Here is a 17,830-nt window from a genome sequence, read left to right as displayed (position 1 = left end):
TCTCAGACGGCCTTCCGGTTCTTGGCTGGTGGTCGTGGGACGCGGCGCTGGCCCTTCGAGGGCCGGGAGCCCGTGGCGTGATGGGCGCCCGTGGCGCCAGCCCCTGCGCCGGTCCCGCCGCGGCGCCCGGCGGATGCGGGCGCGGGCTTGGGGCGGGCCGCGGGCTTGGCCTGCCCCGCGCGCGGCGGCCTGCCGAAGAGGCGGCGCCGCGGGGAGGACTCGAGCTCCTCGCGCGCGAGGGAGAGGACGACGCCGATGCCCCCGAGGGTCATGACGAGCGCCGATCCGCCGTACGAGATGAAGGGCAGGGGAACGCCGATGACGGGCAGGAGCCCGGTCACGACGCCCATGTTCATGGTCGCCTGCCCCAGGATCCACACCATGATGGTCCCGCCGAGGATGCGCGGGAAGACGTCGTGCTGGCGGCCCACGACGCGGTAGATGGCGACGGCGAGCACCGCGAAGAGTGCCACGACGACGAGCGCGCCGACGAAGCCGAGCTCCTCGCCGATGATGGCGAAGATGTAGTCGTTGTGGGCTTCGGGCAGCCAGTTGTACTTGAGGCGGGACTGGCCGAGGCCCACGCCGAGCCAGCCGCCCTCGGCGAGGGCGAAGAGCCCCTGGGTGGACTGGAAGCTGATCTGCTCCGAGTCGGCGCCCGCGCAGCTCTGTCCGATCCACGAGGTGATGCGGCACATGCGGTTCGGGCTCGTGAGCGCGAGCACGGCGGCGCCCGCGGCCAGGACGAGGCCGGCCACGGCGAAGAAGCGCCCCGAGACTCCCGCGAAGAACAGCGCGGCGGCGACGATCATCATCACGACGAGTGCGGTGCCGAGGTCCTCGCCCCAGAGGATGAGGCCGATGACGCCGAAGCCCGCCGGGACGGCCGGGACGAGGGCGTGCTTCCAGCTCGCCAGAAGGGGTGCCTTGGCGGTGAGGACCGTCGCGAGCCACAGCGCGAGGGCCAGCTTGGCGGCCTCCGAGGGCTGGAAGGTGAAGCCCGCGATCTCGATCCAGTTGCGGTTGCCCAGCACCGACTTGCCGATGCCGGGGACCTGGACGAGGCCGAGCAGGGCGATGGCGAGGAGCAGTGCGGGCCACGCGAGGCGCTTGAGCCAGCGAACGTTGATGCGGGACAGGACGACCATCAGGACGAGGCCGCCGGCGCCCATGATGCCCTGCTTGAGGGCGGCAGAGTACGGCGATTCGCCCGCGGCGATGTTCTCGACGCTCGAGGCGGAGAGGACCATGAGGATCCCGATCGCCGTCAGGGCGAGCGTGGACCCCAGGATGAGGTAGTAGCTGGCGCCGCTGCTGGCCTTCTCGGTCTGCGCGATGCGCAGCCACAGGTCCGCGAGCCGCCGCAGGGGCGTGCTGGGCCGCTCCCGCTGCGCCGTGCCGGCCATGTCCTGCTCCTTGCCTTGGTCCCTACGCGCCAGGTGCCTCTCCCCCGCGCGCTGTCAGCGCCGTCACCGCTGCCACGAAGGCCGAGCCGCGGTGGGCATAGGACTCGAACTGGTCCATGGACGCCGCCGCGGGCGCCATGAGCACGGTGTCGCCCTCGGCGGCATGCTCGGCGGCTATCGCCACGGCGCTGGCCATGACGGCGTCCCCGTCCGGCCGCTCCCCCTCAGTCTGGACCGGCTCGACGGGGAACACCGGGACATCCGATGCGTGTCGTGCGAGGGCGGCGGCGAGCTCGCTGCTGTCCTCGCCGATGAGGACGACGGCCTTGAGCCGCTGGGCGTTGCGGGAGACGAGCTCGTCGTAGGCGACCCCCTTGGACAGGCCGCCGGCGATCCAGACGACGCTGCCGAACGAGGAGAGCGAGGCCGCAGCGGCATGCGGGTTGGTCGCCTTCGAGTCGTTGACCCATGTGACCCCACCGGACCTCGCGACGGGCTGGATGCGGTGGTCGCCCGGCAGATAGGCCTGGAGGCCGCGCTTGACGGCCGCCGGCTCGACGCCGTAGGCGCGCACGAGGGCGGCTGCCGCGAGGGCGTTGGCGATCATGTGCCGCGGCGCGGCGTGCCCGAGGTCCCCCACCGAGGCGAGCTCGGCCGCGTGGTCCTTGCGCTCCTCGATGAAGGCGCGGTCCACGAGGAGCCCCTCGACGACGCCGAGCATGCTGATGGCCGGCGTCTGGGTCGTGAAGCCGATGGCGCGGCAGCCCTCGACGACGTCGGCGGCCTCGACCATGCGCTCGGTCTCGATCTGCTCGGCGTTGTAGACGCACGCCTTCTGCGTGTTCGCGTAGGCGCGGGCCTTGTCCGCGAGGTAGCCCTCGTAGGAGCCGTGCCAGTCGACATGGTCCTCGGCGACGTTGAGCACGACCGACGCGACGGGCGAGAGCGAGTGCGACCAGTGCAGCTGGAAGCTCGAGAGCTCGACGGCGAAGACGTCGTACTCGACTGGCTGCCGGAGCGCATCGAGGATGGGGGTGCCCACGTTGCCGACCGCGATGGCCGTGAGCCCGGCGGCCTGGAGCATCGACTCGGCCATGCCCACCGTCGTCGTCTTCCCGTTCGTGCCGGTGATGACGAGCCAGTCCGCCGTCTTCCTGCCGCGCCGCGTGCGCAGCCGCCACGCGAGCTCCACGTCGCCCCAGATCGGGATGTCGGCCCGCTCGGCCGCGGCGAGCATCGCCTGGTCCGGCCGCCAACCGGGCGAGGTCACGATGAGGTCCGGCAGCGCGCCGTCGACCTTGGGCAGGCGCACGACGGCGTCCGGCCCGAGCAGGACGTCCTCCGCGCCGACGATGCGCAGCGTGTCCGCCTGGGCCCTGGCCCGCTCGCTCTCGGAGGCGTCGACGACGACGACCGACGCGCCGAGCTCGATGAGCGTGTCCGCGGCGGCGAAGCCGGAGACGCCGATGCCGGCGACGACGACGCGCAGGCCGGACCAGTCGGCGTCCCACGAGGTCAGGGACGCGAGGCGCTCCGCGGCTGAGGGAATGTTTCGAGTCACAGTCCTGCCACCCATTCTGCGTAGAACACGGCCAGGCCGGCGGCGACGCACAGCCCGGCGAGGATCCAGAAGCGGACCACCACAGTCACCTCGGCCCAGCCCTTGAGCTCGAAGTGGTGCTGGAGGGGCGCCATCTTGAACAGCCGCTTCCCCTTGGTGGCCTTGAAGTACCCGACCTGGAGGATCACCGAGAGGGTGATGAGGACGAAGAGGCCGCCGATGATGCCGAGCAGCAGCTGCGTCCGGGTCAGGATCGCGAACCCGGCGATGGCCGCGCCGACCGCGAGGGAGCCCGTGTCGCCCATGAAGATCTTCGCGGGCGAGGTGTTCCACCACAGGAACCCGACGAGGGCGGCGCTCATGATGGAGGCGAGGAGCGCCAGGTCCATCGGGTCCCGCGTCTCGTAGCAGACCGAGCCGCCGATGCCCGGGAGGCCGCACGCCTGGTTGCTCTGCCAGATGCCGATGAGGGTATATGCGCCGAACACCATGATGGACGCCCCGCCCGCTAGCCCGTCGAGCCCGTCGGTGAGGTTCACGCCGTTGCTCGCGGCCGTGACGATGAGGTTCGACCAGATGACGAAGAGGATCGCCCCGAGGACCGTCCCGCCGAAGGCGAGGTCGAGCCACGGGATGTCCCGCAGGAACGAGATCTGCGTCGAGGCCGGCGTCGTGCCCTGCTGGTCCGGGAACTGCAGGACCAGGAGCGCGAACGCGACGCCGACCAGGCCCTGGCCGATGAGCTTGGCTCGGGCACTGAGCCCGAGGCTCCGCTGCTTGGAGATCTTGATGAAGTCATCGAGGAAGCCCACGACGCCCATGCCGACCATGAGGAAGAGCAGGAGGGCGGCGGAGACCGAGGGGCCCGCGCTCGTCGGGTTCATGAGCCACGTCACGAGATGCGTGAGGTAGTACGCCGCGACCGAGGCCAGAACGAACACCGTCCCGCCCATCGTCGGCGTACCGCGCTTGGTGTGGTGCGTCGTGGGGCCGTCGTCGCGGATGAACTGCCCGTAGCCCTGACGCACCAGGATCCTGATGAACAGGGGGGTCCCGACGAGTCCGAAGACCAGGGCGAGGCCGGCGCCGATCAGGAGTGCGATCACGTCAGCTCCGTTCCTGGGTGTCCATGGGGCTCGCGTGCCCGGCCCATGCTATCCGATCGCCGAGGTGCCTCAGCCCCACGCCGTTGGAGGACTTGAACAGCACCAGGTCGCCCGGCTCGAGCTCCTGCTCGAGCAGCCTGTAGGCGGCGTCGGCATCCTCGACGAAGGAGCATTCGCTGCCCCACGAGCCCTCGTTCACGGCGGAGACATAGAGTGCCCGGGCCTCGCGCCCGACGACAACGAGCCGGTCGATGTTGAGCCGCACCACGAGCGTCCCGACGGCCGTGTGGGCCGCGACGGACTCGTCGCCGAGCTCGAGCATGGCCCCGAGGACAGCCCACGTGCGGCGCCCGCGGCCGAGGTCGGCGAGCGTGCGCAGTGCGGCGCGCATCGACTCGGGGTTGGCGTTGTAGGCGTCGTTGATGACCGTCACGCCGTCCGGCCGCTCGGTGCGCTCCATGCGCCAGCGGCTGCCGGGCCCCTGCTCGGAGAGGGAGGACGCGATCCGCTCGACGGGCACTCCGGCGGCGGAGGCGGCCGAGGCGGCCGCCAGCAGGTTGGCCGTGTGGTGCGCCCCGATGAGCCGGCTCGTGACGCGCACGGGCTCGGCGTCGCCGATGGCGAGGTCGAACACCGGCGAGCCGGCGGCGTCGACCGTCGCCCCGTGTGCGGCGACGAGCGTGCCGCGGGCGGCATACTCCCCCGCGGCGGCCGGCTCGGCCGTGAAGAAGGCGCAGCGCGCCACCGTCCGGGCCTCCATCTCCCGCACGCGCGGGTCGTCGAGGTTGATGACGGCGGTGCCCTCGGGCGCGAGCGCCTCGAGCAGCTCGCCCTTCGTCTTGGCGATGTTCTCGACGCCGCCGAACTCGCCCGCATGGGCGGTGCCGACGCACAGGACGACGCCGATGTCCGGCTTGACCATCTCCGCGAGGTAGGCGATGTGCCCGAGCCCCGTCGCGCCCATCTCGATCACGAGGTACCGGGTCGAGGCGTCGGCCCCGAAGACGGTGAGCGGGACGCCGACCTCGCCGTTGTACGAGCCCTGGGGTGCGACGGTCGCGGTCGGGGTCGCCGAGCCCTCCTGCGTGGAGCGGAAGATCCCGGCGAGCAGGTCCTTGGTCGTGGTCTTGCCGGCGGAGCCGGTGATGCCGACGACCGTGAACTCCTCTCCCCGGGCGGCGCGCTCGGCGCGGATGCGCCGCACGGCCTCGCGGGCGAGGGCGCCCATGGCCACGACGGCGTCCGGGACGATGACGGAGGGGTAGACGGTGCCGTCGGCGTCCGCGACCTCCCGCTCGCACAGGGCCAGGACCGCCCCGGCGGCGAAGGCGGCCCCCACGAAGGAGTGGCCGTCTGCCCTCTCGCCGGGCTTGGCGACGTAGAGGGAGCCTGGCTGGGCTTCGCGGGAGTCGGTGACGACGGAGGTCGGCACGACAGCGTTCAGGACAGCTGGATCGGCGGTGGGGGGCACGAGGCGGCCGCCAGTGATCTCGGCGATCTGCGCCGCAGTGAAGTGAATCATTACTCCCCGGACTCTAGCGGCTCGCCGCCCACGGGGCGGAATCCGTGCTCGACGAGGGCAGCACGCAGCTCGTCGCGGTCGTCGAGCGCGAGGTTGACGCCCTTGACCTCCTGCCACGCCTCGTGGCCCCGGCCGGCGACGAGGATCACGTCCTGGGGCCGGGCGAGCGCGACGGCGCGGCGGATGGCCTCGGCGCGGGGCGCGACCTCGAGGATCGTGCGGCCCCACGAGCCGGCCGCGTCCTCGTCGCGCGCGCCCGCGAGCACGTCGGCCCGGATCGCGTCGGCGTCCTCGTCGTGCGGGTCGTCGTCGGTCACGACGACGACGTCCGCGCCGCGGACGGCGACGGCGCCCATGATGGGCCGCTTGCCGACGTCGCGCTGGCCGGTCGCGCCGAAGACGAGGATGAGGCGCCCGTCCTCCGTGCGCGGCCGCACGGCGTCGAGGGCACGGACGAGCGCGTCCGGGTTGTGGGCGAAGTCGACGACGGCGGCCGGCTCGGTCCCGACGGGCTGCATCCGCCCCGGCACCTCGACGGCGAACGGGTCCGACGCGTCGAGGGCCGCCTGGACGTCGTCGAGCCCGGCACCGGCCGCGACGACGAGGAGGACGGCGAGGGCCGCGTTGGAGACGTTGAAGGCTCCCGGCAGGCCCGAGCGGACCCGGAGCACGGCGCCGTCGCGGTGGCGCAGCTCGAACGCTGTGCCGAGGCCCGAGGGCGAGGGCGCGGCGACGGTCCAGTCGGCCTCGGGCTGGGCGGCTCCGGCCCCTGTCGCTGCAGGGGCGGTGCTCAGAGTGGTGACGGGAATCCCGGCCGAGGCCGCGAGCCGGAGGCCCCACTCGTCGTCGACCGTCACGACGCCATGCGCCGCGCGTTCGGCCGTGAAGAGCTCTGCCTTGGCCGCGAAGTAGTCCTCCATGGTGCCGTGGAGGTCGAGGTGGTCCTGGGTGAGGTTCGTGAACCCGACGGCGTCGAAGCGCACGCCGTCCACCCGGCCGAACTCGATCGCGTGCGAGGAGACCTCCATTGAGGCCGCGGTCACGCCGCGCTCGCGCATGAGGGCCAGGAGGGCGTGGACGTCGGTCGATTCGGGGGTCGTGAGCCGGCTCGGGATGGGCTCGCCGCCCGCGACGATCTCGATCGTGCCGATGAGCCCCGTCGTGTGGCCGAGGGCGCGCAGGAGCGAGTTCGCGAAGTACGTCGTGGTCGTCTTGCCATTCGTCCCCGTGACGCCGAGCAGGAGGGGCCTGGGGCCGTCCGCGGGCTGGCTCGCGTAGATGCGGGCCGACAGGCGGCCGACGACGGCGCGCGGCTGGTCGACGACGAGCACCGGCAGCGCCGTGAGGTGCTCGGAGAGCGCGACCTGGGCAGCGCCCTGATGGTCGGTCAGGATGGCCGCCGCGCCGGCCTCTGCCGCGTCCAGGGCGAAGTCCGCGCCGTGCCGGCTCGCGCCGGGCAGGGCCACATACAGGTCGCCGGGGCGCACCGTGCGGGAGTCGAGCGAGGCGCCGGTGACAGACACGTCCCCGTCGAGGGTGTTCCTGGGGAGCCCCAGGAACTCTGCGATGTCCGTCAGGGCCATGGGCTCCACACGGTCTGGGCGGAATGCCCGGGCCTCGTCCTCCGCCGCCCCCTCCGGGGAGTCCGTCCTGCCCTCGGGCATGGGCTGATCGCTCACGTTCACCTTCACTGCTCGGGAGATTCCAACTCTAGTCGCTCGCGTCCCGCACCTGCCTCCGGGGCGGGGCGGGAGGCGGTGCCGGGTCAATCAATCGGCGGGAGCGTAGGCGCCTGCTGCCGCGTCCGGCCCTGCGTCCGCGAACTGCGGCAGGCGGACCGGCTCCCCGGTCGAGGGCGGCACGTTGTAGAGGCGGAGGGCCTGGGCGAGGATCGATTTGAAGACCGGACCGTTCGTGATGCCGTAGATGTCCCCCTTGGGGCGCTGGACGACGACGGCGACGACGAAGCGCGGATCCTCCATGGGCGCCATGCCGATGAGGGACGCCGTGAACCCGTCGTAGCCGGGGACGCCGTCCTCGCGCGGCGCCTCCGAGGTGCCGGTCTTGGCGCCGACGCGGTAGCCGTCGATGCCGGCCTCCTTGACGTGTCCCTCCGTGACGGTGGACTCGAGCATGTCCTTGACCTGCTGCGCCGTGGACGGGCTGAGGACCTGGGTCGGCTCTGCCGTCGGCGGGCGCTCCTCGGACCCGTCCTCGCTGATGTAGGCGTCGATGAGCCGTGGCTGGAGCATGGTCCCGCCGTTCGCGATGGCCTGGTAGGCGCGCGCGGTGTGCAGCGTCGTCTGCGTCACGCCCTGCCCGAAGAGGACGGTGTACTGCTGCCGGTCGTCCCACGCGTCGGGCCCGGCGAGGATGCCGGTGTTCTCGCCCGGGAGCCCGACGCTGATGGGCTTGCCGACCCCGAACTTGCTCAGCCAGTCGTAGCGCTGCTCGCGGGTGAGCTCCTTGCCGGCCATGACCGTCCCGGTGTTCATCGAGTAGCCCAGGATGCCCGCGAGGGTCCGCTCCTCGGTGCCATGCGAGAACGAGTCGGCGAACGTCTGGCCGTCGACCGTGTAGGTGGGCGGGATCGTGTACTTGCTCAGCGGGGTCGCCTTGCCCTCCTCGATGAGGGCCGCTAGCGTGAGCGTCTTCTCGACCGAGCCCGGCTCGTAGGCGGCGGTCACCGAGCGGGCACCGCGGTCCTTCGCCTCGGACCGGCCCGGATCGTTCGGGTCGACGGAACTGCTCTCCGCCATCGCGAGGATGTTGCCGTTCTTGGCGTCGAGCACGACGACGTTGCCCCACTGGGCCCCGAGGTTCTGCACCTGTGTCTGGATGGCCTGCTGGGCGAAGTACTGCAGGTCCGAGTTGATGGTGAGCCGGACGCTGCTTCCGTCCTTGGCCGGGGTCAGCCTGTCCGTCGCGACGGGGATGCGGAGGCCGTCCGCGCCGATCTCGTAGACCCGCTCGCCGTCCTTGCCCGTGAGCACGGCGTCCTGGGTCTGCTCGATGCCGGCCAGTGGCGTCCCGTCGGAGCCGAGGAAGCCCACGATGCTCCCGCCCACGGCCCCGTTCGGGTAGACCCGCTGGGAGACGCCCTCCGAGAGCACGCCGGGGAAGCCGATCGCCATGACGCGGTCCTCGGTGTCCGGGGTGACGTTCTGGGCGACGTAGTTGAAGGGCTTCTCGCCCGTGACCGCCTCGGTGACCTCGGCGGCGCTCTTGCCGAGGACGTCCGCGAGTTCCTGGATGGCCTCGCTGCGGGAGACCTCGACGATCTCGCTGCCCTCGCTCGTCTCGATGCGCCGCTCGAGGTGGGTGAAGTCGGGGTCCGAGGCGAGCCGCTGGTCGACGGTGATGTTGTAGCGGATGACGCTCGTGGCCAGGACGGTGCCACGGGAGTCGAGGATCTCGCCGCGCTGCGCCGGGAGGACGGTCTTCTGCAGCCGCTTGCTCAGGGCCGCCTCGGCGAGCCCGCCCACGTCGAGGCCCTGGACCAGGACGAGCCGCCCGCCGATCACGATCAGGAACGCGAGCATGGCGGCCAGGCCGAGCCTGAGCCGTCTCTTGGCCCGCGCCGCACGGCGGGCGGCGCCCTCCGCGGCCGGCGGGGACCCCGCCGTCGTGCGCTGCCGGCCCTTGCTGCTCACTCCCACATCCGTGTCCTCAGGTTCGCTCGTTCCCGCCCTCTCCCTGGACCCCTCGGGGGCCGGGCGGGCGCCGGCTAATTCCCCGGTGTCCGCTGCGCGGGTGCCGGGATGGAGCCGCCGTGGAGCTCAGCCGGAGGAGCGGGCTGGGCCTGCGCTGCCGCCTGGGCCGCCGCGGCGGTCTCATGCCCGTCAGCCTTGCGGCCGGACGCCTCCCGGGCGGCCTCTGCCCGCTGCTCGAGCGGGTCCTTCGAGGCCGGGGCGGGGACGGCCGCCAGCTGGCCGGGCACGGCCGGCGGAGCGATCGCGGCGCCCTGTGAGGCACCCTTCTCCGCGGCCTTGGCCTTGCCGGTCACCAGGAGCGTCCCGAGGTCGATCTGGCCCTTGGACGTCGAGGCGACCATGCCCAATTCTGCCGCCCGCGCGGCCAGAATCTGGGGAGCCTCGTAGTTCTGGGCGCGCTGCGTGAGGTCCTGATTCTGCTTCTGCAGGCTCAGCTGCTCGTTGCGCAGCTGCACGAGCTCGTACTGGCCGGTCGAGACGGAGATGTTGAGCACGAGCACGCACAGGAGCGCGGCGCCGAGGACGCCGAGGCAGAAGATCGCGAAGGGCGCGCGCCGGCGCGCCGGCAGGGCGCGGACCAGTGCCAGCGGGGCCCGGCGCGAGCGCTCGGGCGCCTGCGACGGTGCCGCGACGGCCAGGGCAGAGGTCCCCGAGACGGCGGTCCTGGTGGTCTGTGCTGCTCGGTTCATCGCTGGCTCCTCACCCTGATGCGTTCTGCTGCACGGAGTCGTGCCGAGGCAGCACGGGGGTTCTCCTCGATCTCCTCGGCCGTGGGGACCTCTGTCCCCTTCGTCAGGACCTTCAGTTCGGGCTTGTGCTCCTCGAGCTCGACCGGGAACCCGGGAGGCGCCGACGAGCGGCTGCGCTCCTGGAGCGCCCCCTTGACGATCCTGTCCTCGAGCGAGTGGTAGCTCATGACGACGATCCGCCCGCCGAGCCGGAGGACGTCGACGGCCGCGGGGACCGCCCTCTCGAGCACGTCGAGCTCCTCGTTGACCTCGATGCGCAGGGCCTGGAACGTGCGCTTGGCGGGGTGGCCGCCGGTCCGGGCCGCAGCGGCGGGAACGACTCCGCGGATCACCTCGACGAGGCGCCCGGTGGTCGTGAAGGGCTCCGACTCGCGGGCTTCGACGATCGCGCGGGCGATCCGGCCGGCGAACTTCTCCTCGCCCCACGCTCGGATGATCCGGGTGAGGTCCTCGACGCTGTAGGTGTTGACGACGTCGGCGGCTGTCTGGCCGCGGCTCACGTCCATGCGCATGTCGAGCGGGGCGTCGTAGGAGTAGGCGAAGCCCCGCTCGCGCTCGTCGAGCTGCAGGGACGAGACGCCGAGGTCCATGAGGACGCCGTCGACGCCGTCGAGCCCGAGATCTGCCAGGACCTCGGGGATCTCGTCGTAGACGGCGTGGACGAGGCGCGCGCGGCCGCCGAAGGGGGCGAGCCGGGCGCCGGCGAGGGCGAGGGCCTGCTCGTCGCGGTCGATGCCGACGAGCGTGACGTCCCCGAACCTCTGGAGCACGGCCTCGCTGTGGCCGCCCATGCCGAGGGTCGCGTCGACGATGACGGGCGCACGGCCGGCAGAGCGGGCGGCCTCGACGCCGCCCCCGAGGAGCCCGACGCAGCGCTCCCGCAGCACGGGGACGTGACGCTCGGACGTGGGGCGTGCCTCGTCCTCGTCGTGGGCCATGTCGTCTCCTTCCGGGCCTCCAGCGTCGGTACTGCGTGCTTCAGCGTGTGCCTCTCGTGGCCGGCACGGCTCCGGCGATGCCCAGATCCCCCTCCGCACCGCGTCTCCCCTGGCTCCGGGGAAGGTGAGCCAGGTGAGGTCCGCCGGGCGGCTGGAGATCTCGGCCAGCCGGTGGGATCACAGGATCCCGGGGATGGCATCGTCGTCGGTCTCCGAGAAGGCGGTCTCCTTCTCGGCCAGGTAGTCCTCCCAGGCCCGGGCGTCCCAGATCTCCGCCCGGGTCCCCACGCCGATCACGGCGAGGTCCCGGTCCAGCCCCGCATACGTGCGCAGGTTCTGGGGGATCGTGACGCGCCCCTGCTTGTCGGGCACCTCGTCGGAGGCTCCAGACAGGAAGACCCGGAGGTAGTCACGTGCCTGACGCGATGAGATGGGGGCCTCCCGCATCTGCTCGTGGACTCTCTCGAACTCCTTCTGGCTGAAGACGTAGAGGCAGCGTTCCTGGCCCCGTGTCAGAACCAGCCCCTCGGCCAGCTCGTCGCGGTACTTGGCCGGGAGGATGAGCCGCCCCTTCTCGTCGAGACGCGGCGAATGCGTACCGAGCAGCACCGGCACCACCACCTGTCCCGTTCGAAGAGCCGCACGTCCCCATACCGCCACTTCCCTCCAACATCCCCCACTTTACTCCACTCCCCTCCCCCGTCAATGCGACACGGCGTGGCCCAGCCCTCCACTGGGGCCTCGCGATCCCCGAGATGCCGGGGAATCCGGCGGAGGGGGGCGGGTGGAGGGCTGTGGAGCGACGGGGCACGCCGGGAGGCGCCAACCCTCCTACGGGGCACGCAGAGACGTGGATTCCTGCCCGCGCCCTTGAGGGGAGCGCTGGCGGGGAGGTGCCTGGGGAGGAAAGTGGAGGGAGGCAGGCGGAGCGAAGGGTGGAGGGTGGAGCGGAGGGTGGAGGGCTCGGGGCATACCGAGATGCAGAAGCGCCCCGGAACCGGAGTTCCGGGGCGCTGTCAGTCGGTCAGGTCGCCATGGTGCACGTCACGGCGAATCGACGTCTCTCCAAGCAGGGTCCGGCCGGGGCCGGCGTCGTGCGTCGGAGCGAGGGGTCAGCCGTCCTCGCGGCGGCGTTCCTCCCACTGGGCCTCGAGGCGGCTCAGGAATCCGCCGCGCGAGCGGTTGGCGGCTCCGGGGCCCGAGGTCCGGCGGCGTCCCGGGCGGCGCAGCGTGCCGTAGTAGACGCTCGCCCCCATCGCGAGGAAGCCGAGGACGCCCACGAAGATGTTCTGGATTCCGACGCCGACCAGCAGGATCAGGACGCCCACGATCACTCCGAGGACACCCAGGACGATGTGCTTGGTCGAGAAGGTGCGGAGCGCATCCGCGCCCATGGAGTCCGCGAACTTCGGGTCCTCGTCATGGAGCTGCTTCTCAAGCTGCTCCAGCATCTTCTGTTCATGCTCGGAGAGAGGCATGGCGACTCCTTCATGCGTGCACGTGATGGCGGCCCATCACCTACATCAACGCACTGAACCAGCCGCTGGTTCCCTGGCGCCCGACGAGCCGATGCGGACCCGACCGCCCACCGGGAACCTTCAGCCGACTCACTGCACTCAATGTTCGAGGTGCTTTTAAGAATAGGCGCTCGGGGTTCGTTCCAAAAGGGAGTCGGACGAGGCCTGGGACACGCCTCAGGGGCCCTCCGGCCGCCCCTCGGCGGGCCGAGTCCCCTCTCCGAGAAGGCGCGCCGGACGCAGGGTTCCGGGACCGAATTTGGCTGCGACGCGGTCGAGGGCCTCCTCGGCCGTGCGCCAGTTGTCATCTGCCCGATCGAGGCTCAGCTGCCGGGGCGCCCCGTCCGAGCGTTCGAGCCGCTCCCCGCGCAGGCCGATGAGCCGGACGCTCTGCGGCCGCGGGCCGACGCCGGCCAGGAGCCTCCTGGCCTCGGCGTACAGCTGCTGGGCGCTGTCGGTCGGGACGGCCAGGGCATGGGAGCGGCTGAGCGTCGAGAAGTCCGCGTAGCGCAGCTTGAGCGCCACGGTCCCGGCCGAGAGTTGGGCAGCCCTCAGCCTGCCGGCCACGCGGTGGGCGAGGCGGAGCAGCTCGCGGTGCAGCACCGCGTCGTCGTCGACGTCAACGGCGAAGGTCTCCTCGGCGCCAAGGCTCTTCTCCTCCCGGACGGGCGTCACGGGCCTCGGGTCGATCCCCCAGGCGAGCTGCTTGGCGTGCACGCCCGAAACGCCCAGGACGCGGCGCAGCGTGGCATCCGGTGTGTGGGCCAGGTCCGCCACGGTGTGGATGCCCAGTCGGGCCAGCGCCTCCCGCGCCTTCTGCCCGACGCCCCACAGGGCACCCACGGGGAGCGTGTGGAGGTACGCCACCGTCTCCTCGGGACGCACCACGAGGAGCCCGTCAGGCTTGGAGCGCGCGGACGCGATCTTCGCGACGAACTTGGTGCCAGCGACGCCGACCGAGGCCGTGATGCCGAGCTCGGCGCTGATCCGCGCCTTGATCTGGGCCGCGATGTCCTCGGGCGGGCCGAGGCGGCGGACCGCCCCGGAGACGTCGAGGAACGCCTCGTCCACGCTCAGCGGCTCGACGAGGTGCGTGAAGTCGGCGAAGATCCGCATGAGGTCCCGCGAGACCTCGTAGTAGAGGCCGTGCCGGGGCGGGACGACGATCGCCCTGGGGCACTGGCGGATCGCGACGGCCATCGGCATGGCACTGCGGATCCCATAGGCCCGAGCCTCGTAGCTGGCGGAGAGCACGACGGAGCGCTCGGCGGGGAAGCCCACGATCACGAGCTGCCCGCGCAGCTCGGGCCGCTCGCGCTGCTCGACGGCCACGAAGAAGGCGTCCATGTCCACATGCAGGATCCCCCGGGCACGCAGCGACGCGAGGGGCTCGCCGGACCCGGCGGTCCCCGGATGCTCGGTCTCCACGGCTCCATGGTAGGCGTGCGGACCGACACGGCGGCGGGGCCGGGCGGCGTCCCCACTACACTGGACGGGACCTCGACGCCGAAGGAAGGGACAACAGTGGGCATGAGCACCACAGGGATTCGACGCGCGGGCTGGGCCGCACTCTGGGCGGCGGCGGTGCTGGCCGCGGCGGGGTGCTCTGGCTCCCCCGCCGCGCCCAGCACCTCCGCAACGGGCACAGCGACGGCGGCCGCCTCGCCGTCGTCCTCCTCGCCAAACGCCACTCCAAGCGCGACGGCGAGCGCGACCGCGACGTCCACCGTGAGCGGCATCGCCCAGGGCTTCCCGACCACGCTCATCCCCCTGATGCCCGGCGCGACGGCGAAGGCGACAAGCTTCGACGCGTCGACGACGCCCGCGGGGGCGGTACTCGTCGCGACCACGAAGGCCTCGGTGGCAGACGCGCTCGCCTTCTACTCGAAGTCGTTCACGGGCCAGGGGTTCACCGCTGTCCCGGCCGCGAGCCCGTCCGCTGCACCCGGGACCGGGGCGCCCGCCGAGACGCTCGACTTCGTCCGCGCCGACGGCCAGGAGACGGCGAACGTCTCCGCGGTCACGGCCAACGGTGTGACGACTGTGACGGTGGGTGCCTCCGTGGCCCCCGCGAACTTCAAGTAGGGCCCGTGCGCGAACAGCTCTCGCCGGCCGTCCACGAGTCGGAGCAGGCGGCCTACCGGGACGCGCTCTCGGCCGAGCTCGAGGCCTTCCTGGCCCGCCAGCGCTCGGCCATGGCGGCCGTCTCGGGGGACGTCGGGCCGCTCATGGACGCCATCGGGGGCCTCGTCGCGGGCGGCAAGCGGCTCCGCGCGCTCCTGTGCTACTGGGGCTGGCGCGGGGCCGGCGGCGCGGCGATGTCCCCCGAGCCGGTGGCGGCGGGCGTGGCGCTCGAGCTGTTCCAGGCCGCTGCCCTCATCCATGACGACATCATCGACCGCTCGGACACGCGCCGCGGCGCCCCGAGCGTCCACCGACGCTTCTCTCAGCTGCACGCAGGATCCGGGTGGTCGCTCGACCCCGAGCGGTTCGGCCACGCCGCCGCGATCCTCACCGGCGACCTGTGCCTGTCCTTCAGCGAGGAGGCCTTCACGGGCATCGGCCCGGCCGCGGGCGCGCCGACGCCGGCGCGGCGGATCTTCAACACGATGCGCGCCGAGGTCATGGCCGGGCAGTACCTGGACATCCTCGAGGAGGTAGCTGGACCGTCGCGCAGCGCCGACTCCGCGGTGGCGCGTGCCCGGAACGTGATCCGCTACAAGTCCGCGAAGTACTCGACCGAGCATCCCCTCGGGATCGGCGGGGCTCTCGCCGGCGCGGACGACGGCCTGCTGCGCGCCTACTCCGCGTTCTCCCTGCCGCTCGGCGAGGCCTTCCAGCTGCGGGACGACGTCCTCGGCGTGTTCGGCGACCCGCACACGACAGGGAAGCCCGCCGGGGACGACCTGCGCGAGGGCAAGCGCACCGTCCTCGTCGCGCTGGCCCTCGAGGCCGCCGACGCCGCCGGGCGCGAGGAGCTCGAGCGGGGGCTCGGGCGCCAGGACCTCGGGATGGACGACGTCGACCGGCTGCGGGCGGTGATCAGCGGCACGGGCGCGCTCGCGCGGACGGAGCGGCTCATCGACGAGCTCGCGTCCGAGTCCTCCGCCGCCCTCGCGCAGCTCGACCTCGATCCAGTGGTCCGCACGGCCCTCGAGTCGCTCGCCGACGCGGCGGTCCGCCGGACGGCCTGAGCCCCAGGGCAGGGCCCTACCAGGCCAGGATCTGCGCGCGCCGGCGGATCTCCGTCTTGCGCCCCTCGTGCAGGGCGTCAATGGGGCGGCCTCGGAGCGAGTCGTCCGGCGTGAAGAGCCACGCCACGATCTCCTCATCGCTGAAGCCTGCGTCGCCGAGCACCGCGATGGTGCCCTTGAGGCTGTCCAGGACGTGGTCCCCGTGGAGGAAGAGGGCGGGGACGCTCCGGATCTTGCGCTCCCCGAGGCGCACCGCCACGAGGGCGCGCTCGTCGAGGAGTCCGTGCACCTTGGTGATCGGGCAGCCGAGCCGCTCCGCGACGTCCGGAAGAGGAAGCCACTCTGACACCAGGTTCTCGATATCGCTCACACGACAAGCCTGCCACGCGGACGGCGCAGCCTCCTAGTCGGCGCAGAGGGTCGAGTCCTCCATGCTGCCGCGGCAATTCGGCGTCAATGCTTTTCAGCCTCCTCGCGTGACCAGCCGCACTCGGCACGTCCCGATCCGATCCGGAGCCGCCTCGCGTCCCGTCTCCGCCTTGTGTGCTCCGCCAATCCGTGAGAGATTCACATTTGTCACTCAAGTAACAGTGATAAAACAATTTCCCGGGGGCCTCATGAATAACACTGGTCCCTTCCGTCACGGGAGTGGGAGCCACTTTCGTCATTCAAGGAGGTTGACCGATGAGCTCGTCCGGCACCACAGGGTCCGCTGCCGCCGCCAAGGCCAGCCTTCCCCTCGTCGCCGCCACCACTGCCGTGCTGCCCGCCGTCGCGCTCTCGTCGCTGGCCCTCGCAGCGCCGGCCGAGGCAGCTCCCACTGCGCCCCGGCAGGTCCCCGGGACGCTCGCGGCCGCCATCGAGCGGACGGGGCATCAGGCTGCGGTCGTGCCGGCCTCGGAGATCGCCTCGCTGGTGCCGAGCCGTCTGGCTCCGCTCGAGAGCAACGCTCCGAGCGAGTACACGATCGTCGCTGGGGACACGGTCTGGGCCATCGCCCATCGCTTCGGCCTCCGCGTCTCGGAGGTGCTCCGGCTCAACGACCTCCGGGACGACTCACTCATCTTCCCGGGCAAGAAGCTGCGCCTGACGGGCGACGGCGCCACCGCGCCTGCGCCGGCCCCAGCCTCGCCTGCGGCCCCGGCGCCGTCGTCCGGCGGGGAGTACGCGATCAAGGCCGGCGACACCCTCTACGGCATCAGCGCCAAGCTCGGTGTGCCGATCGGCGACCTGCTCTCGGCGAACGGGCTTCGCCTCGACAGCGTGATCTACGCAGGCCGCACCCTCAAGGTGCCCGGGGCCCCGGCACCCGCATCAGCCCCTGCCCCGGCGCTCGCGTCCACCTCCGCCCCGGCCCAGGCCCCCTCGAATCCGGGCGGCACCTACGCGATCAAGCCGGGCGACACGCTCTACGGCATCAGCGCCAAGCTCAACGTGCCCCTCGGCGACCTGCTCTCCGCGAATGGGCTCAGCCTCACGAGCGTCATCTATGCAGGCCGCACCCTCAAGCTCCCCGGCGCCCCGGCCCCCGCTCCGGCGCCCGCCTCGGCAGTCGCGCCCGCGACCTCTGCCCCAGTGCAGCCGCTCGTCCCGGACACGTTCCTCGGCTACACGTACCCGGAGGCGGTCGTGGCCTCGGCGAACGAGAACAAGCAGCGGCTCAACGCCTCCCCGGTGCCGAGCCGGGCGGAGATGAAGCAGATCGTCGCGGACACTGCGCGCAGCATGGGGGTCGACCCCTCGCTCGCCCTCGCGGTCGCCTACCAGGAGTCGGGCTTCAGCCAGCGTGCCGTCTCGCCCGCGAACGCGATCGGGACGATGCAGGTCATCCCCACCTCGGCGCAGTGGGCCTCGGACCTCGTGGGCCGGAAGCTCAACGTCCTGGACCCCTACGACAACGCCACGGCCGGCATCGCCATCCTCCGGGCGCTCCTGCGCACGAGCAAGGACGAGGACCACGCGATCGCCGGGTACTACCAGGGCCAGTACTCCGTGGAAAAGAACGGCATGTACGACGACACCAAGGACTACGTCGCGGCCATCAACGCCCACCGGGCCACATTCCGCTGACGGGCGGCTGGGGCTGCCCTTCCGGGGAGGCCCCAGCCTCAGCCCTTAGGATCG

15 protein-coding genes are annotated in these 17,830 nt (G+C 72.0%); 3 read left to right on the top strand and 12 right to left on the bottom strand.

Annotated features, from left to right (window positions below; genetic code table 11):
- Positions 1 to 2: 2 nt before the first annotated feature.
- The 11 genes from ftsW to dinB form a co-directional block, all read right to left on the bottom strand.
- Complete coding sequence (gene ftsW, locus ACUYMY_RS07565) at positions 3 to 1,406, bottom strand: putative lipid II flippase FtsW (RefSeq protein ID WP_481702981.1); 1,404 nt, start codon at positions 1,404 to 1,406, stop codon at positions 3 to 5.
- Positions 1,407 to 1,428: 22 nt separating this feature from the next.
- Complete coding sequence (gene murD / locus ACUYMY_RS07560; RefSeq protein ID WP_481702980.1) at positions 1,429 to 2,982, bottom strand: UDP-N-acetylmuramoyl-L-alanine--D-glutamate ligase; 1,554 nt, start codon at positions 2,980 to 2,982, stop codon at positions 1,429 to 1,431.
- On the bottom strand, positions 2,964 to 4,073 hold the full coding sequence (gene mraY / locus ACUYMY_RS07555; protein ID WP_481702979.1) for a phospho-N-acetylmuramoyl-pentapeptide-transferase: 1,110 nt from the start codon (positions 4,071 to 4,073) through the stop codon (positions 2,964 to 2,966). Before mraY ends, murD begins: the two co-directional genes overlap by 19 nt.
- A 1-nt stretch (position 4,074) precedes the next feature.
- Positions 4,075 to 5,595 (bottom strand): UDP-N-acetylmuramoyl-tripeptide--D-alanyl-D-alanine ligase, encoded by a 1,521-nt coding sequence (locus tag ACUYMY_RS07550; RefSeq protein WP_481702978.1) that lies wholly within the window; start codon positions 5,593 to 5,595, stop codon positions 4,075 to 4,077.
- On the bottom strand, positions 5,595 to 7,259 hold the full coding sequence (locus ACUYMY_RS07545; RefSeq protein WP_481704999.1) for a UDP-N-acetylmuramoyl-L-alanyl-D-glutamate--2,6-diaminopimelate ligase: 1,665 nt from the start codon (positions 7,257 to 7,259) through the stop codon (positions 5,595 to 5,597). Before ACUYMY_RS07545 ends, ACUYMY_RS07550 begins: the two co-directional genes overlap by 1 nt.
- A 105-nt stretch (positions 7,260 to 7,364) precedes the next feature.
- Entirely contained in the window at positions 7,365 to 9,248 is a 1,884-nt protein-coding gene (locus ACUYMY_RS07540; protein WP_481702977.1) for a peptidoglycan D,D-transpeptidase FtsI family protein, read from the bottom strand.
- Between the two features lie 74 nt (positions 9,249 to 9,322).
- On the bottom strand, positions 9,323 to 9,997 hold the full coding sequence (gene ftsL, locus ACUYMY_RS07535) for a cell division protein FtsL (protein ID WP_481702976.1): 675 nt from the start codon (positions 9,995 to 9,997) through the stop codon (positions 9,323 to 9,325).
- Positions 9,994 to 10,995 carry a 16S rRNA (cytosine(1402)-N(4))-methyltransferase RsmH gene (rsmH, locus tag ACUYMY_RS07530; RefSeq protein ID WP_481702975.1) on the bottom strand — a complete coding sequence of 334 codons (1,002 nt, stop codon included), beginning with the start codon at positions 10,993 to 10,995 and terminating at the stop codon, positions 9,994 to 9,996. The genes ftsL and rsmH overlap by 4 nt, the downstream gene beginning before the upstream one ends.
- Before the next feature lie 177 nt (positions 10,996 to 11,172).
- Positions 11,173 to 11,604, bottom strand: coding sequence for a division/cell wall cluster transcriptional repressor MraZ (gene mraZ / locus ACUYMY_RS07525; RefSeq protein ID WP_481702974.1), 432 nt, complete (start codon positions 11,602 to 11,604; stop codon positions 11,173 to 11,175).
- A 503-nt stretch (positions 11,605 to 12,107) separates the two neighbouring features.
- Positions 12,108 to 12,473: a DUF3040 domain-containing protein gene (locus ACUYMY_RS07520; protein ID WP_481702973.1), complete on the bottom strand. Its 366-nt coding sequence runs from the start codon at positions 12,471 to 12,473 to the stop codon at positions 12,108 to 12,110.
- Between the two features lie 216 nt (positions 12,474 to 12,689).
- Positions 12,690 to 13,940, bottom strand: coding sequence for a DNA polymerase IV (dinB, locus tag ACUYMY_RS07515; protein WP_481702972.1), 1,251 nt, complete (start codon positions 13,938 to 13,940; stop codon positions 12,690 to 12,692).
- Positions 13,941 to 14,042: 102 nt separating this feature from the next.
- Between dinB and ACUYMY_RS07510 the strand changes: the two genes are divergently transcribed.
- Both ACUYMY_RS07510 and ACUYMY_RS07505 read left to right on the top strand, forming a co-directional pair.
- Positions 14,043 to 14,597, top strand: coding sequence for a hypothetical protein (locus tag ACUYMY_RS07510; protein ID WP_481702971.1), 555 nt, complete (start codon positions 14,043 to 14,045; stop codon positions 14,595 to 14,597).
- A 5-nt stretch (positions 14,598 to 14,602) separates the two neighbouring features.
- Entirely contained in the window at positions 14,603 to 15,706 is a 1,104-nt protein-coding gene (locus ACUYMY_RS07505; RefSeq protein ID WP_481702970.1) for a polyprenyl synthetase family protein, read from the top strand.
- 16 nt (positions 15,707 to 15,722) lie between these two features.
- Here the strand turns inward: ACUYMY_RS07505 and ACUYMY_RS07500 are convergent, their stop codons facing one another.
- Entirely contained in the window at positions 15,723 to 16,076 is a 354-nt protein-coding gene (locus tag ACUYMY_RS07500) for an Rv2175c family DNA-binding protein (RefSeq protein ID WP_481702969.1), read from the bottom strand.
- Positions 16,077 to 16,390: 314 nt separating this feature from the next.
- Between ACUYMY_RS07500 and ACUYMY_RS07495 the strand changes: the two genes are divergently transcribed.
- On the top strand, positions 16,391 to 17,776 hold the full coding sequence (locus ACUYMY_RS07495; RefSeq protein ID WP_481702968.1) for a lytic transglycosylase: 1,386 nt from the start codon (positions 16,391 to 16,393) through the stop codon (positions 17,774 to 17,776).
- The last annotated feature ends 54 nt before the right edge of the window (positions 17,777 to 17,830 follow it).

Source organism: Sinomonas sp. T428B (genome assembly GCF_056780155.1).
Note: the sequence above shows the minus strand (reverse complement) of the source record. Positions and strands in the feature narration are given on the sequence as shown.

Coding starts and splice junctions, on each gene's coding strand:
- ftsW (WP_481702981.1), bottom strand. CDS start 1,406: ATGGCCGGCACGGCGCAGCGGGAGCGGCCCAGCACGCCCCTGCGGCGG.
- murD (WP_481702980.1), bottom strand. CDS start 2,982: ATGGGTGGCAGGACTGTGACTCGAAACATTCCCTCAGCCGCGGAGCGC.
- ACUYMY_RS07550 (WP_481702978.1), bottom strand. CDS start 5,595: ATGATTCACTTCACTGCGGCGCAGATCGCCGAGATCACTGGCGGCCGC.
- ACUYMY_RS07545 (WP_481704999.1), bottom strand. CDS start 7,259: ATGCCCGAGGGCAGGACGGACTCCCCGGAGGGGGCGGCGGAGGACGAG.
- ftsL (WP_481702976.1), bottom strand. CDS start 9,997: ATGAACCGAGCAGCACAGACCACCAGGACCGCCGTCTCGGGGACCTCT.
- rsmH (WP_481702975.1), bottom strand. CDS start 10,995: ATGGCCCACGACGAGGACGAGGCACGCCCCACGTCCGAGCGTCACGTC.
- ACUYMY_RS07520 (WP_481702973.1), bottom strand. CDS start 12,473: ATGCCTCTCTCCGAGCATGAACAGAAGATGCTGGAGCAGCTTGAGAAG.
- ACUYMY_RS07510 (WP_481702971.1), top strand. CDS start 14,043: ATGAGCACCACAGGGATTCGACGCGCGGGCTGGGCCGCACTCTGGGCG.
- ACUYMY_RS07495 (WP_481702968.1), top strand. CDS start 16,391: ATGAGCTCGTCCGGCACCACAGGGTCCGCTGCCGCCGCCAAGGCCAGC.